The organism is Ruminococcus sp. N15.MGS-57 (assembly GCF_000980385.1).
GTDB lineage: Bacteria > Bacillota > Clostridia > Oscillospirales > Ruminococcaceae > Hominimerdicola > Hominimerdicola aceti.
Map to the genome: position 1 here is coordinate 34,202 of NZ_LARF01000003.1, position 15,536 is coordinate 49,737.

Annotated in this window: 15 protein-coding genes; 5 read left to right on the plus strand and 10 right to left on the minus strand. The window is 45.3% G+C overall.

Going from position 1 to position 15,536, the window contains the following annotated elements; translation table 11 throughout:
* Positions 1 to 15 precede the first annotated feature (15 nt).
* Complete coding sequence (gene dnaJ, locus WS40_RS00970; protein WP_022287717.1) at positions 16 to 1,167, plus strand: molecular chaperone DnaJ; 1,152 nt, start codon at positions 16 to 18, stop codon at positions 1,165 to 1,167.
* A gap of 84 nt (positions 1,168 to 1,251) precedes the next feature.
* On the opposite strand, the gene WS40_RS00975 is transcribed toward dnaJ, so the two are convergent.
* The 5 genes from WS40_RS00975 to WS40_RS00990 all read right to left on the minus strand — a co-directional run bounded on the left by WS40_RS00975 (position 1,252) and on the right by WS40_RS00990 (position 4,023).
* On the minus strand, positions 1,252 to 1,623 hold the full coding sequence (locus WS40_RS00975; protein ID WP_022287718.1) for a metal-dependent transcriptional regulator: 372 nt from the start codon (positions 1,621 to 1,623) through the stop codon (positions 1,252 to 1,254).
* Between the two features lie 184 nt (positions 1,624 to 1,807).
* Positions 1,808 to 1,960 carry a hypothetical protein gene (locus tag WS40_RS11225; protein WP_022287719.1) on the minus strand — a complete coding sequence of 51 codons (153 nt, stop codon included), beginning with the start codon at positions 1,958 to 1,960 and terminating at the stop codon, positions 1,808 to 1,810.
* Between the two features lie 113 nt (positions 1,961 to 2,073).
* Positions 2,074 to 2,649: a M15 family metallopeptidase gene (locus tag WS40_RS00980; RefSeq protein ID WP_022287720.1), complete on the minus strand. Its 576-nt coding sequence runs from the start codon at positions 2,647 to 2,649 to the stop codon at positions 2,074 to 2,076.
* Positions 2,650 to 3,032: 383 nt separating this feature from the next.
* The gene (gene ymfI / locus WS40_RS00985; RefSeq protein WP_138338003.1) at positions 3,033 to 3,764 is read right to left on the minus strand and encodes an elongation factor P 5-aminopentanone reductase; all 732 of its coding nucleotides are present in this window, start codon (positions 3,762 to 3,764) and stop codon (positions 3,033 to 3,035) included.
* A 64-nt stretch (positions 3,765 to 3,828) separates the two neighbouring features.
* Positions 3,829 to 4,023, minus strand: a complete 195-nt coding sequence (locus WS40_RS00990) for a hypothetical protein (RefSeq protein WP_046439424.1) — start codon at positions 4,021 to 4,023, stop codon at positions 3,829 to 3,831.
* A gap of 137 nt (positions 4,024 to 4,160) precedes the next feature.
* On the opposite strand from WS40_RS00990, the gene WS40_RS00995 reads away from it, so the two are divergent.
* Entirely contained in the window at positions 4,161 to 4,709 is a 549-nt protein-coding gene (locus tag WS40_RS00995; protein WP_046439426.1) for a hypothetical protein, read from the plus strand.
* Between the two features lie 90 nt (positions 4,710 to 4,799).
* Here the strand turns inward: WS40_RS00995 and WS40_RS01000 are convergent, their stop codons facing one another.
* The 3 genes from WS40_RS01000 to WS40_RS01010 form a co-directional block, all read right to left on the minus strand.
* On the minus strand, positions 4,800 to 6,272 hold the full coding sequence (locus WS40_RS01000; RefSeq protein WP_046439428.1) for a hypothetical protein: 1,473 nt from the start codon (positions 6,270 to 6,272) through the stop codon (positions 4,800 to 4,802).
* Positions 6,269 to 6,829 carry an RNA polymerase sigma factor gene (locus tag WS40_RS01005; RefSeq protein WP_046439430.1) on the minus strand — a complete coding sequence of 187 codons (561 nt, stop codon included), beginning with the start codon at positions 6,827 to 6,829 and terminating at the stop codon, positions 6,269 to 6,271. The genes WS40_RS01000 and WS40_RS01005 overlap by 4 nt, the downstream gene beginning before the upstream one ends.
* Before the next feature lie 200 nt (positions 6,830 to 7,029).
* Entirely contained in the window at positions 7,030 to 8,049 is a 1,020-nt protein-coding gene (locus WS40_RS01010; RefSeq protein WP_442973336.1) for an aldolase catalytic domain-containing protein, read from the minus strand.
* Between the two features lie 345 nt (positions 8,050 to 8,394).
* Between WS40_RS01010 and WS40_RS01015 the strand changes: the two genes are divergently transcribed.
* Genes WS40_RS01015 through WS40_RS01025 form a run of 3 tightly spaced genes read left to right on the plus strand, consistent with a single transcriptional unit; the run spans position 8,395 to position 11,097 of the window.
* The gene (locus WS40_RS01015) at positions 8,395 to 8,772 is read left to right on the plus strand and encodes a GntR family transcriptional regulator (RefSeq protein ID WP_046439432.1); all 378 of its coding nucleotides are present in this window, start codon (positions 8,395 to 8,397) and stop codon (positions 8,770 to 8,772) included.
* Positions 8,769 to 9,683: an ATP-binding cassette domain-containing protein gene (locus WS40_RS01020; protein WP_046439434.1), complete on the plus strand. Its 915-nt coding sequence runs from the start codon at positions 8,769 to 8,771 to the stop codon at positions 9,681 to 9,683. The genes WS40_RS01015 and WS40_RS01020 overlap by 4 nt, the downstream gene beginning before the upstream one ends.
* Positions 9,664 to 11,097 (plus strand): hypothetical protein, encoded by a 1,434-nt coding sequence (locus tag WS40_RS01025; RefSeq protein ID WP_046439436.1) that lies wholly within the window; start codon positions 9,664 to 9,666, stop codon positions 11,095 to 11,097. Before WS40_RS01020 ends, WS40_RS01025 begins: the two co-directional genes overlap by 20 nt.
* A 159-nt stretch (positions 11,098 to 11,256) precedes the next feature.
* Here the strand turns inward: WS40_RS01025 and WS40_RS01030 are convergent, their stop codons facing one another.
* Together WS40_RS01030 and WS40_RS01035 are read right to left on the minus strand one after the other, a co-directional pair.
* On the minus strand, positions 11,257 to 12,522 hold the full coding sequence (locus WS40_RS01030; RefSeq protein ID WP_022287727.1) for a 2-hydroxyacyl-CoA dehydratase: 1,266 nt from the start codon (positions 12,520 to 12,522) through the stop codon (positions 11,257 to 11,259).
* On the minus strand, positions 12,522 to 15,500 hold the full coding sequence (locus WS40_RS01035; protein ID WP_046439438.1) for an acyl-CoA dehydratase activase-related protein: 2,979 nt from the start codon (positions 15,498 to 15,500) through the stop codon (positions 12,522 to 12,524). The genes WS40_RS01030 and WS40_RS01035 overlap by 1 nt, the downstream gene beginning before the upstream one ends.
* Between the last annotated feature and the right edge of the window lie 36 nt (positions 15,501 to 15,536).

Genomic DNA, 15,536 nt, shown 5'->3' on the forward strand with positions numbered 1-15,536 from the left:
AGCATGGGCGTTTATATGGCTGAAAAAAGAGATTACTATGAAGTGCTTGGCGTTTCTAAAACTGCCACAGACGATGAATTAAAAAAGGCATTCCGTAAGCTTGCAAAGCAGTATCACCCTGACCTTCACCCTGGCGACAAAGAGTGCGAGGAGAAGTTCAAGGAAGTAAATGAAGCTTATGAGGTGCTTTCAGATAAAGATAAAAGAGCAAGATATGACCAGTTTGGTCACGCAGGCGTAGACCCGAACTACGGTGCAGGCGGTGGAGCAGGTGCAGGAGGCTTCGGCGGATTTGGCGATATGGGCGATATTTTCGATTCCATTTTCGGTGGATTTGGCGGTGGCTTCGGTGGCGGACGTTCTGCTAACCCTAACGCACCAAGACGCGGCGAGGATATAAGAGCGAACGTTGTTCTTGACTTCATGGAAGCCTGCAAGGGCAAGACTGTGAAACTTCGCATAAACAGAGCCGAAAAGTGTCCTGATTGTCACGGCACAGGCGCAGCCGCAGGTTCTTCGCCTAAGACCTGTCCTGACTGCCACGGCACTGGTACAGTAAGGATAACACAGAGAACGCCTTTCGGAAACATCGCTCAGACCACGACTTGCAGTCGCTGTGGCGGTAAGGGTCAGATAATCGACAACCCTTGTCATACCTGCAACGGTCAGGGCAGAGTAAAGAAAGTATCTGAAAAGGAGATAAACGTTCCTGCTGGCATCGACGATGGTCAGACACTTAGAGTAGGCGGTGAGGGCAACTGCGGTATAAACGGAGGTCCTAACGGCGACCTGCACATCAACATTACAGTTCGACCTGACCCTATTTTCGAGCGTGACGGCTATGACGTGTGGACAGAGATACCGCTTACTTATGCACAGGCTACTCTCGGTGACGAGATAACAGTTCCTACAGTTGACGGCAAGGTAAAATACACAGTGCCAGAGGGTACACAGACAGGCACAGTGTTCCGCCTGAGAGGCAAGGGCATAAAGAAGGTAAACAGAAACGACCACGGCGACCACTACGTTCGTGTAACAGTTGAAGTTCCACGCAATCTGACCAAAGAGCAGAAAGAAAAGCTCCGTGACTACGAAAAGTCCCTCGGTGAAAAGAACTACGCAAAGCGCAAAACATTCTTTGACAAGCTCAAAGACAAATTCAAATAACAAAAAGGAGAACGGCACAAAGCTGTTCTCCTTTTTGTTTGCAATAAAAATGCCGCAGGAAGACCCACGGCAATTATCATCTTATCAAGCCATACCTGTGTGCTTTTTGATAGCCGCAAAGGACTCCGCACTGATAACGTGTTCCATACGGCAAGCGTCCTCTACTGCAACTTTCTCGTCAACACCAAGCTTTATGAGCCACTGTGAAAGCAACGTATGACGCTCATACATTTTCTCGGCTATCTCCAAGCCCTTGTCTGTCAAACGAATATAACCGTCCTTGTCGACAGTTATATAGCCGTTCTCACGGAGATTTTTCATTGCCACGCTTACACTCGGCTTTGAAAACTCAAGTTCGTTTACTATATCTATGCTTCTTACCTCGCCTTTGCCCTTGCGCTGGCTGAGAATAAGTATCGTTTCAAGATAATTTTCAGCTGATTCTCTTATCTGCATTATAACGTCCCTCCCTAGAACAAGTTTGTCATCAGGTCATTACGACTATTATATCACATTTCAAATCGCATTTCAAGTGCAAGCACGCTTTTTCAGCGATTTTGATAAACTTTACATCAATGAATTGTGTTGATATACAAAGGCACTGCTCACAAAAAGCAGTGCCTTTAAAGCTGTCTGTTATTTACTGTATACCGCACTCCTCATAGTCTTTCCACTTTTCGGCATGCTCCTTATCCTCAAAATATTTGTATACAAAAAGCGCAGTTGACGCAACAACAAGTATCATCGCACCCATTAAAGTCCAAAACGACTTTTTTCTTGAATAGTTTGACATAACAAAACTTCCTTTCTTTCGCAATAGCATACAAAAACTTGCGGCTATCGCTCATAGCTTTGTTATAATTATACTACACAATGCTCTTTCTGTCAATTATTTTCACAGGATTTTCAGATATATTTTTCCGAGTAAAAGTGCAGAAATTCCTCAAGGCAAAGCCCGCCTGCGGCAATGATACGAGCGGCTTCAACGCCCACATAACGATAATGCCACGGTTCAAAATCAATGCCGGTCATCTGCTCTTTAAGGCGAGGATAGCGGAGGATAAAGCCGAAATCTGCGGCATTTGCACAAAGCCACCGTGATTCAGGCGTCTTGTAAAAATCGTCGCTCACATCATTGTCACCCTCTCTGCCGAGATCCACAGCAAGCCCGGTGTTATGTTCGCTTGACCCGGGGAGAGCGAGAGTTCTGCCCACCTTTTCCACAGCCTTTTCATAACTCAGACCGCCCCACATTTCGTGAGATACTTCACGCTCCCAAAGCATCTGCTGATATTCAAAAGAGCGATAGGCGGAAATAATTTTCAGCTTTATGCCGTCAGCTTCCGCCTTTTTGAGCAGAAGCCTGAGCCTGTTTCCTGCCTGAGATTCCATAAACTTGCCGTTCACCTCTGTCAACTCCACACGATCGTAAAATCCCATATCTATGGGATTGAATTTATCCACAAGCATAAGATAATCCATATACTGACCTCCTTGTCCTGATGGGGAAAAATGTTTTAACTTAGTATATGCAGATGTGTGTGGAGAGTATACACGGCGAAGCTAAATGAGGAGTGAGGAATGAGGAGTGAGGAATTGGCATAGCAGACCAAAGTTGTACACAAGCATGAGGTAAAAATAAAGCACCGAGCGTAGCGATTTTGCGGCACAACAAACCTGCCCGAATAATCTGTAGGGGCGAACATCGTTCGCCCGTTCTCAAAACTTGTAGAAATTCAGAATTGTAGGGACGTCGCATTTCTGCAAAGCAGAAATTGCATCGCTCCCCTACACATTTCAAAAAGCGGTGCAAAATTACATCATATCACAAATTGCAGCGTAAAATGCCCGTCACGGCGAGTGACCTATATCCAGCACCCGTCAACTCTGACGACCTGCCCGTGAATGTAATCTGCTCCCTCTCCACTGAGAAAACGCACAACATTCGCCACATCTCTCGGATTGCCTATCCTGCCTGCCGGTATGTCATCAACTATTACACGAACATCTTCCTCTGTCAGCTCGCCGTTCATTTTCGTGTCTATCATTCCGCAGGATACGCAGTTCACCCTTATACCGCTTATGGCAACTTCCCTCGCCAACGCCTTCGTAAATCCTATAAGCCCAGCCTTTGCCGCCGAGTATGCAACCTCGCAGGAAGCTCCCTTTTCGCCCCATACGGAGGTTATATTTATCATATTTCCACTGTGTTCCCTTATCATCTCAGGAAGCACCGCCCTGCTCATACGCATTGCGCCAAGCAGATTCACGTTCATCATCTCGCATAGCTTCTCGTCAGTCATGTCAGTGAAAAGCTCTATATCCGCTGTGCCTGCATTATTCACAAGAAGCGTAACAAAGCCCAAACTGTCCCTGACTTCCGCCACGCATTTATCTATACTGTCCTTGTCGCCAATGTCGCAGTAAAAAGCCTCTGCACATAAGCCACGCTCTTTAAGCTCAGATACCAAAGCTTCCGCCGCCGCCCTGCCATTCTTGTAGCATACAGCCACCTGCCAGCCGTCCTCAGCAAGCGCCCTGCATATCTCAGAGCCTATCCCACCAGAGCCACCTGTTACCAATGCTGTCTTTTTCATAAAAATACCCCCGCAGATCATGATATACTGTAATTATATCACACCTGCGGAGGTTTTTCAACGGCTACTTTTCGTTCTCGTCTACCCATTTTCTCGCCCAGCCTGCATTCTGCTCCTGACGATTGTATACTCTGCCGTTTGGCGCAGTATAATTGTCCGTCACAACATATTCCTGACCTGCCGAGATAACGTCATGGGGCTTGTATACCTTTGTGCCGTCTGTCGCCTGTGGGAAACGGCTCTTGTCATGCTTTTTCATGGCTATCACTCTCCTTTTTATGTTATTATCCTGCCCGAAGCTTTTGTGATTATCAGATGAAAAATCTGCATAACAGTTGAAAATATCACGATAACGTGGTATAATCATCTTATACTATTTTTATCGGGAGTATTAAAATGGAAAAATACAACAAACATAAAGCTATACTCACCGCACTGCTGAAATGGGTGGAAACAGAGTTCTTCGGAATTTTCGTATTTCTCTTTTTTATCGCAGTTGCAAAGCCTTTCGGTGCATTGGCAAATATAATTTTCGGTCTTACAGGACTTCTCACAGTGGTCTGCCTTATGGCTGACTTTGGTCTGAAACAGGGAGAGGAAGCCAGAAATAAGGTCACATTCCACGGTGAAAAGGATTGCCCTGACTATGGCTTCACACTTGGTCTTATTGCAAGCATACCATGCTACATCACAATGATACTGCTGATGATATCAAAATTCAGCGGTTCGTTCAACTTCATGCCTGCCTACAAGCTTCTTGACGCCTGCTTCTATCCTCTTATAGATTGGGCTGCTCACTCTGCCGACGTGAAAGATATGTCCCCATTTGTTTTCATAATGACCGCCATATTCCCACTACTCTATCCATTTGCCACATGGATAGGCTTCAAAATATCCTACAAGCAGATAGACGTAAAAGAGCGTGTGGTCTACAAGCACAAATAAAATCAAGCCTGCCGTATCAGTCCGATACGACAGGCTTTTATCTTTTTTATCGAAAAAACTCAGTTCTCCACTATACATTAAACTATTTCATTACTGAAAATCTATCTCTATATCTTTTAGCGTCACATAGTTTACTCCATTGCAGTTTTTATCGCTTGCAGTGTTTGCGATAAGCGTTATCTTTGCCGTGCCTTTCACGTAGTCGGCACCAATATCCGTCTTGTTGTCATACGTGTAGCTCTCTCCGGCTTTGAGCAAAGTGTTCATGGTGTTTCTGTCGCCATTTTCGCCATAGCTCGTGGAATTGCCCTTACTGTCCTCTGTGGTGATATACTGGTCAGTCGTGAAGTCAAGCGCCATGTCCTTGTCCCAGTTGTTTGTGTAGGTAATATGGCTTATGAACTCGCCTCCGCTTACCTCATAGGAGTATTTCGCCGTGAGCCTGCCGTCCTTTGTTGTAAAGGTATTGTCCCCAACGTCCTCAAAATAGTCGATATATCCAATATCAACTTCGTCAGCCATATCAGAATCGTCCTTGGCAACAGAAGTCACAGCTTTCTCACTAGGGTCAACATCGTCAGCGACCTCAGCGTTTTTCTTTACGTCAGTGTATTCGCAGTTCTCATTGAGCCAGTTTTCAAGCTTTTCTGCCTTTTCACCGCCTATATCAAATTTTAATATATCTCCTGCAAAAAGCTGAACATACAGATCTCCGTTAGCAGTAAAATAAGCCGTACCGTTGACGTCAAGTCTTTCTACATAGAAGCTTATTGTTATTCCGCCCTCAATGTAATATTCATCATCATTTGTTACCGACAAATTAATATCAGGGTCGCTCTCATAAGCGTCGCCCTCATAGACCGCATTGTATGAACCATTATCGTCCTTTAACAAGTCAAGCAGCTTTGAGAGGTCAATATTAGTATACTTTCTGAGCCTGCCCATTCCTGCGTCATTGTAAGCATAGTCCACATGAGCCGTTTTTTCAAGACTTACGTCATTTATTATGTCATCAAGGGTCATATCGACTTTGTAATCAGGTGAGTATTTCCAATCATCATACCACGCCACAGAGCCGTCATCAAAGACCACCGCCAAATAAACGCTTGGTGACAAGTCCTTTATTGAATAAATATCCGCTTTTGTTGTTTCCTTTTTGTTTGTCTCATAGTTTTCCGTTTCAAGAGTCATGGTGGTGAGCTTGCTGTCAAGAAAAGACTTATCAACATGTCCCATTGAAACATATTCCACATCGTTATATTCAAACGTCTCATATTTTGCATTCATTGCATATTCGTCCCAAGGAACTCTATATGACACTGTTGCTTCCTCGTCTGCCATCTGCTGGTCAGCCGAAGCCTTTGCCTTTATATCTTTGTCCGACCTGCCTGCAAACATCATAACACCCGTCGCCGCAGCGATAACACCGCAAGCCGCCACAGCCGCCCACTTTGTCCATATGTTTTTTATCTTTATGCCGCTGCCGCTCTGTCTGCATTCTTCAATGTAATGCTCGTCAGCATTTTCCAAAGCCTTGAAAATATCCTCTCCTGTTGTTTTCATAAAAGAACTCCCTCCTTTTCAAGCAAAGCCTTTAACTTATTTCTGCTTCTGAAAAGGCTCGCCTTAACTGTGTTCAGGTTCATAGCATACTTTTTTGATATCTCTTTTATAGGCGTTGCAAACCAATATCGCTGGAGAAATATATTTCTGTCTCTCTCCTGCAACTCACCAAGAAATTCGTTTATAAGCCCCTCAAGATGTCTGCCGTCGCAAAGACTCTCGGTGGTGTCATTGTCAGGTATGCACTCGTCAAGCTCCTCCAAGACCGCCGCTATCTCACCTTTTCCACGCTTTGCGGCCTTTGACGCACGATATCTGTCAAATGCGATATTTCTTGTTATCCGCCCGAAAAATGCCGACAGCATTCTGGGTTTCTGTGGCGGAATGGAGTTCCATGCCCTGAGCCAAGTTTCGTTCACGCACTCCTCCGTGTCCTCCCTGACTCCAAGAATATTGTAGCCCACAGAATAACAATATCCGCCGTATTTCATATCCGATTGTGAAATAGCCTGCTGATCTCTGTTTTCATAAAGCTCGATTATCCTGCTGTCCTCCATTTTTCCGCCCCCTTACATTTAGGCAACACCTCACAAGGCATACCTAATTTCATTGAAAGTCCTTTCACCTATAATGACGAGATGTCCGCCAAAAGGTTTTATGAAAACGCAAAATAATTATAACATATGATAAAAAATTATGCAACACAAAAACGACGTCCCACATCACTATGGAAACGCCGTTTATATGAAGAATGATTTTATGACAACTCGTTAAGAAGATCCATATACAATTCGTTGTAATCTGTTCTGTTATCCTTCAGGAAAGCGATAGCCGCACGAGGGTGACGATTGAGCGCACCTGTGAGCATATAAGGCACGTCATAGCCCCACTGTGAACCCTTTGCCCTCTCCTCAGCAACATACTTTTCAACAAATTTCAGTGTAGGAGTAAGCTTGTAGTTAGGGTTTCTCAGGAAGCTGAGCATCTGCTCCATAAAGCAGTTTCCTGCACCTCTGCCCATTCCGCTCATTGTAGCGTCAGCAAAGCTTGCGCCGTGAGAAATGCTCTCGATAGTGTTTGCAAAAGCGAGCTGCTGATTGTTGTGCATATGAACGCCCACCTTTTTGCCACTAGCCTCAGCCACCTCGCAATACTGAGCCGTGAGTCTTCTCACCTGCTCAGGGAAAAGTGAGCCGTAGCTGTCAACAAGATAAATAACGTCAACAGGGCTTTTTGCCACAAGGTCAAGAGCCTGTGCGATATCGTCCTCACGGCTTGCAGAAACGGCCATGATGTTGATAGTAGTTTCATAGCCCATATCGTGGCAGTAGTTTATCATCTCCAGCGCACCAGGCATCTGATGAGTATATGTTGCGATCCTTATCATGTCGATAACGCTCTCGCTCTTTGGCAGGATATCTTTCTTAAAGTCACATCTGCCAACGTCAGCCATAACAGAAAGCTTCAGAGGGCTGTCATTCTCGCCCACGATAGCTCTGATATCCTCCTCATCACAGAACTTCCACTTACCGAACCCCTTGACGTCAAAAAGCTCCTTAGAAGCCTTGTAGCCGAACTCCATGTATTCAACGCCTGATTTTATATTAGTTTTATAGAGTTCTTTTACAAACTCGTCTGAAAATCCAAAATTATTTACAAGTCCTCCGTCACGGATAGTTGCGTCCAGAAGCTTTATATCAGGACGATATGACATAAGGTCACCTTTCTGATTTATCGTCTTTGCCTGATTTGCCATTGTGATTACTTCCTTTCCCAAAACAGACCCTTACCATGTCTGTATAAATTCATCACTTTAAAGATTTTATGCTTTTAAGCTTTTACGTATTAAAGTATAACACTATTTTTCTTCCCTGTCAATAGCCCCAAAGCCCTTTAAACACATTTTTTACATTTTAATAATATTTCCCTCCCCAAAGCCTGAACTTTTGTACATTTCCAACTATCAAAACGATGCAGTATTGTGATAAGTGCTGAAAAACATCCACGCTTCTTGACAAATCAGACTTATAGTTGTATACTCTAAGTGTACTACAACAGATAATACAGTTGGTACAGCAGAACAAATGAAACGAAACAACAAAATCGAAAGGAGGTATTCAAGGTGATAACGCTTGATCTTACAGGAAGAGCACCCATCTACGAACAGATATGCAGCCAGTTCTCAAGCCTTATATCAAAAGGCGTGCTGAAAGAAAACGATAAGCTGCCAAGCTCAAGAATGTTGGCAAAGGAACTGGGTCTGAATCCAAACACAGTCGCCAAAGCCTACAGCAGACTTGAGCATGACGAGATAATCTATTCTGTGGCAGGAAAAGGCTGCTTTGTGGCAAAGCAGAAAGGCTCTATAGAGAAAAAATTGCTGGAAGAATTTAAGCTCCATGCCGCCGCCGCAATGCAGGCAGGCATAAGCCTTGGATCGCTTACCTCCGTCCTTGAAGAACTGGCGGAGGAACAGAAAGAAAGGAGTGACAAAGAATGATAGAAATAAAAGACCTGTCACTTACATTCAAAAACGCAGACGAAGATCACGAGGCACTGAAAGCCGTCACCCTGGATATCCCCGAGGGCTGCATATACGGCTTTGTAGGCTCAAACGGTGCAGGAAAATCCACGCTTTTGCGTGTCATAAGCGGAATATACCGTCCCGACAGCGGAAGCGTCACAATAGACGGAAAAGCCGTCTATGACCAGCCGCAGGCGAAAGAAAACATCTTTTTTGTCAGCGACGAAACGGTGCAGTTTTCAAGGCTGTCAGTAAACGACCTTAAAGGCTTTTTTAAGCTCACCTACCCACGCTTCGATGAAGAGGTCTTTGACGAGCTTGTGACAAAGCTTGACCTGCCACGGAAGAAGCCCCTGTCTCAGTTTTCAAAGGGCATGAAAAGGCAGGCGATAGTAGCCTGCGCCCTTGCCAGCCGAACAAAGTATATCCTCCTTGACGAAGCCTTTGACGGCCTTGACCCTGCCATGCGCAGACTTATCCGCACCATGATAGTTGACGATATTTTCGACCGTGGTGCGACCCTTATCGTGTCCTCCCACAACGTTACCGAAATAGGCGAGCTTTGCGACAAGGCAATGCTCCTACACAAAGGCGAGGTCATTTTCGCCAAGGATATCGACGATGTAAGAGAGAACTTTGAAAAGGTGCAGATCGCCCTCCCTGACGGTGAGCTTGACCGCACTGTTATAGAAAATGCAGGCGTAGAAGTCCTGAGCTTCAAGACCTTGGGCAGAGTTTCCACAGTGATAACAAAGGGCGACAAGGCGGATATCACCGCCAAGCTTTCCGCCCTCTCCCCTGCCGTTTTAGAGCTTGTCCCCCTCACCCTGGAGGAGATCTTCATATACGAAATGGAGGTGCATGGATATGCAAACAGTGAAGAATAGCATAATAGAGACCTCACGCCGTGACTTCAAGGTGAACAAACTGCTTTTCGTCATCACAAACCTTGTGCTGTTCATGAACTTTATCATGCAGATGTCCATACGAAAGTTCATCACCCACTACATCGAAAGCGAAACGAACTATTATGAGGGCTATGCCATTGCATATGTATGTATTGCGGCGATAGCGCTGTGCGCAGTGTTCACAGTTTTCACCCTTTTCCGTGAGCTTTTCAGCAAACCCCACGCAGACCTTGCGTATTCTCTCCCAGTCGGTGCAAAAGAACGCTTCTTCTCAAAGCTTCTCACTCTGCTGAAGCTGCATATCCTGCCTGTGATATTCTGGAACATCATTCAGTTTATCGCCATACTCCTCACAACGGATATCACACTGAACATGTTGGCAAGATATTCCGCCGTATTTATGTTCTTACAGCTTTCCACAAGCCTTTTTGTGATACTTGCGGTGCTTTTGTGCATGATATGCTGCGGCAGGCTTGCAGAAATGCTCTACACAGCGGTGATAATAACAGCCTGCGAGGTTGCTCTCCCTGCTTGCATACACTACTCCACCATTAACCCATACACCGTACAGTATCTATATGACCTGGAAAACTTCTTTAACTACTGCCCTGTATGGAGCGCTCTCCCAGCAAAGCTTATGGACCTCGGCTACTCCACAAATCTCCTGCTTCTTCTTATTGGAAGCACCATTTTCTCAGCACTGCTCATCACACTGCTGTACTTTCTCTACAAAAAACGTGACGGCAAAGACACAGGCAAGCCATTCGTATTCAGCGCCTACCGTGAGATTATCCTTATCCTAGCCGTAGTCACTGTCACGACCTACGTCCTCTCCGACACAAGCAATCTGATACTTCTCCCATCGCTTTTCTTGAGCTATCTCCTTGTGCGGATACTCTCCTCAAACAGAAAGCTCACAATAGTCCGCTTTGTAAAATGGGTAGGCATTTTCGCAGTGTATATGATTGTCATATTCGGCGTGAACATTCTCGCATACTTCTGTGACGGCTTCACTGGCAAGATAAATGGATCAAGACTCAGCGACGCTAACCGTGTGTGTGTAATGAATTCAACAAGCGACGGCGTAACGTTCCACTATCTTTCCGACACACTCTCAAAAGACGAAGCCATGCAGATAATATATATATACAATAAAGCACTTGATACCCGCAAAAAGAGTTTTGCTGACTATATCGACCACTTCAAGCCGCATGAGATTTCGCCAAATTCTGTAGGTGTAGCAATAGATGTTTATACCTCAAAAGATGACCACACTAACCTTGACTTTATCGACGTCTCTTTCGAAGTAACAAATGCCGAAGTGGACAACGTCACAGAGAAGCTTAAATCCCTAAGCTTTGTTGAACCCGAACAGACGTCATATGCCTACTAGAATTATTATATCGGCCACGCAAACCGCTTAAATACGCCACTTGTGTAGGTTCAAACAGCGTTCGCCCGTCGAAGCAACAAACCAACTCCCCTAACTATGTGTAAAAGAACAAACAAGAACCCCCTCCGAGCCAAGCTCCGAGGGGGTAACTTTTTTCTATTAATCCATGACCGCATTGGCAAGCATAAGCTTGATACGGTTCTCCTGATTGACCTTTGTCGCACCCGGGTCATAGTCGATTGCAACTATGTTTGCGTCCGGATAAGCCTGCTTGATAGTTCTTGACATACCCTTTGCAACAATATGGTTAGGCAGACAACCGAATGGCTGAGTGCAGATTATGTTCTTTGTGCCTGTTTCTGCAAGAGCTGCCATTTCAGCAGTGATGAGCCAGCCCTCGCCCATTTTTACGCCCTGACTAATATACTTATCAGCACACTTTCTAAGGTGTTCAAAATCATGAGGTGGCTGGAAAATGCCCTGCTCGTTGATGACCTTTATCTGTTGCTTCTGGAACTTGTAAAGCACGTCATAACCAATGCCGTACATAAGAGTGCGGCTGGTTTTCTTGTCATAAAGCTTCTCGTCATTGATAGCGTCCGACGCACAGTAAAGCACGAAGTCCAACAGTCCTGGCACGTTAGGCTCACAGCCCTCAGACAGCAGGAAGTCGTTCAGGTGATTGTTCGCAAGGGGTGAATACTTAACATATATCTCACCCACAATACCGACCTTAGGCTTCTTCTCCTTTGTCCTCGGCAGTGCCGCAAAGTCTTTGAGCATAGCATTGTAAATGCTCTTTGTATGCATATATCTGCTCGGGGTAGCAAACAGCTTTCCAAGCCTGTGCTGCCACCTTGCCAAAAGCTCGTCCGTAGAATTTTTCTCTATCTCGTAAGGCTTGCACTGATTGTACAAAAGCATGAGCATATCGCCGTAAAGTACCGCATAAATAAGCTTCATTGCAATGGCAGGGGTGATATCTATGGAAGCGTCCTTTTCAAGTCCGCTGAAATTCAGCGACAGAACAGGCACTTCAGGGAACTGCGTTGACAGCGCCTTTCTTATAAGGTGGATATAGTTTGAAGCACGACAGCCACCGCCCGTCTGCGACATAAGCAGAGCCGTGTGTTCAAGGTCATACTTGCCGCTTTTGAGTGCGTCCATAAACTGTCCTATAACGAGCAGTGCAGGATAGCAAGCGTCATTATGTGTGTTTTTAAGTCCCTCGTCTATAACGTTTCGTGAGCAGTTTTGCAAAAGCTCCATGTTATAGCCGTATTTTTTGTATATCGCCATGATAAGCTTGAAGTGTATAGGAAGCATATCAGGTATAAGTATAGTGTATTCCTCACGTCTTGACTTGTCAAAATAAGACCTTTTTACTCTGTCCGAGCCTGCGTGTTTTATCTCCTTTTCAGCCATTACATTGCCTCCTTGTCAATTTTCTTCTCAGCATTTGCGCTGGCTTCTTTTTCCTCCAGTGCCGCCGCCAAAGACCTGAGTCTTATCTTAGCCGCACCGAGATTCGTTATCTCGTCTATCTTTAGCTGAGTGTAAAGCTTGCCCTTTTCTTCAAGTATAGCTCTTACCTCGTCTGTTGTAACAGCGTCGATACCACAGCCGAAGGATACAAGCTGAACGAGCTGCATATCATCATTCTCGCATACATACTCTGCCGCTCTGTAAAGCCTTGAATGATAAGTCCACTGATTGAGTACGTCAAGTGCGGGTGTATCCACCTTCATTGCCACGCTGTCCTCGGTAATAACAGCAAAACCAAGAGAAGCGATAAGCTTGTGTATGCCGTGGTTTATCTCAGGGTCGATGTGGTAAGGTCTGCCTGCCAGAACGATTATTTTCTGACCCTTTGCCCTTGCCTCAGCGATTATCTCCTGCGCCTTAGCCTCGATATCCCTATGGTATCTCACCTGCTCAGAATAAGCCTTGTTAAGCACTCCAAGCACCTGCTTTGCAGTGATGTTATACTTTGAAAGCGCTCTAGCCATTGCCTTTGCAACGTGCTTTTTGATGTTTATGTCAAGATAAGGCATGATGAAATTATCATCATTCAGCTTGTCATTGTTAGCTTTAAGAAGCTCAGGATAATAAGCAACAACAGGGCAGTTATAGTGATTGTCCGACTGACCCTCGTCAGCATTGTAGCTCATGCAAGGATAGAATATAAAGTCCACGCCCTTGTCAAGGAGGCTCTCTATATGACCGTGACAAAGCTTTGCAGGATAACATACCGTATCAGACGGAATAGTTTGCTGACCCTTGTAATATGTATCTCTCGTTGACTCCTCAGACAGCACCACCTCAAAGCCAAGGCTTGTGAGAAGTGTTGAGAAGAAAGGCATAAGATCATAATAAGACAGCGCAAGCGGCAGCCCCACCTTTGCAATAGGCTTTGCAGGCTTGTTGTCAGCATAAGAGAGTATCTTATTATACTTATACTCTATCATGTTTTCCGTTCTGTCGGTTATCTTTATGCCTGCACCCTTTTCACAGCGGTTTCCGGAAGTAAATCTTCTGCCGTCATTAAATCTTATTATAGTAAGGTTACAATGCGCACCACAGCCACCGCACTGAACGGCTCTTGAATTGTAAGCAAATTCTTCAAGCTGAGCCTTTGTAAGAACGCTTGACTTGCCGTCCCTGCCCTGAGATTTTTCTTTTGCGAAAAGCGCACAGCCGAACGCACCCATAAGTCCCGCAATGGCAGGTCTTATAACGTTTCTGCCAAGTTCCATTTCAAATGACCTGAGCACAGCGTCGTTAAGGAACGTTCCGCCCTGAACGACTATATTCTTGCCAAGCTCGTCAATAGACTTTGCTCTTATTACCTTGTAAACTGCGTTCTTGATGATAGACGAAGAAAGTCCTGCAGAGATATCCTCGACGGAAGCTCCGTCCTTTTGCGCCTGCTTTACAGATGAGTTCATGAACACTGTACATCTTGAGCCCAGTTCCACAGGTGCTTTTGCAAACAGACCGAGCCTTGCAAACTCTGCAATATCATATCCCATTGCACCTGCAAAAGTCTGAATGAACGAGCCACAGCCTGATGAACAAGCCTCGTTGAGCATAATGCTGTCGATAGCGTTGTTTTTTATCTTGAAGCACTTGATATCCTGTCCGCCGATGTCGATGATAAAATCAACGTCAGGGCAGAAATAAGCCGCCGCCTTATAGTGCGCAACAGTTTCAACTATACCATAGTCAACGCCCAGACCTGCCTTTATAAGATCCTCACCGTAGCCTGTTACCGCAGAAGCCTTTATGTTAAGCTCAGGGGTAGCAAGGCTGTAGATCTCCTCAAGCTTTGAAGCGATTATATCCAGCGGCTGACCCTTGTTTGAGCAGTAGTGCTGATAAAGAAGCTTTCCGTCAGGTGTGATAAGCACAAGCTTTGTGGTTGTCGAGCCTGCGTCGATGCCAAGATAAGCGTCGCCCCTGTAAGTTCTGATGTCTTCATATTTAAGGTCAGACTTCTTGTGTCTTTCCACGAAAGCATTATATTCCTCACGGCTTGCAAACAGTGGCTTGCCTACCACGATATTGTCAGTAGCCTTTGCGTTCACTATCTTGTCAAGGGCTTCGTCTATAGTCATTTCCTCAGCAAGAGTGTCAGCATGAAGTGCCGCACCGAAAGCCATATAGCATGAAGAATTTTCAGGAAGTATAGCGTGTTCCTCGTCAAGGTTTAAAGTAGTTCTGAATGCCTTTCTCAGTGCACTGAGATATGTAAGCGGACCCCCAAGGAAAAGCACCTGACCGCCGATCTTTCTGCCCTGCGCCAGACCTGAAACAGTCTGATCCACAACAGCCTGAAAGATAGACGCAGATATGTCCTCTTTTCTTGCGCCCTGATTAAGAAGCGGCTGAATATCAGACTTTGCGAAAACACCACATCTTGAAGCGATAGGATAAGTCTTTTCAGCCTTAAGAGCAAGGTCGTTCATCTCGTCAGGGGTAACGCCCAAAAGTCCTGCCATTTGGTCGATAAAAGCACCTGTGCCACCTGCGCAAGAGCCGTTCATACGCTGTTCAACGCCCCCTGTGAGGAAGATTATCTTAGCATCCTCACCGCCAAGCTCAACCACAACGTCAGCCTTTGGATACTTCTTGTTTACAGCGATAAAAGCAGAAAAGACCTCCTGCACGAAAGAGATACCGCTTGCCTCAGCGATGCCAAGACCTGCCGAGCCTGTTATGGCTATCCTGAACTTGTCCTCAGGATAAAGCTCTCTGATAGCACGCAGCTGCTCAGCCACCGTTTCCCTTACCTTTGAAAAGTGTCTTTCATATTTGTTATAAATAAACTCGCCCTCGTCAAGAATTACCGTCTTGACCGTGGTCGAACCTACGTCTATGCCTAAATCATAAATCTTGCCCATAGTAAAAACCTCACTGATTCTCGTTTGTACACTCTT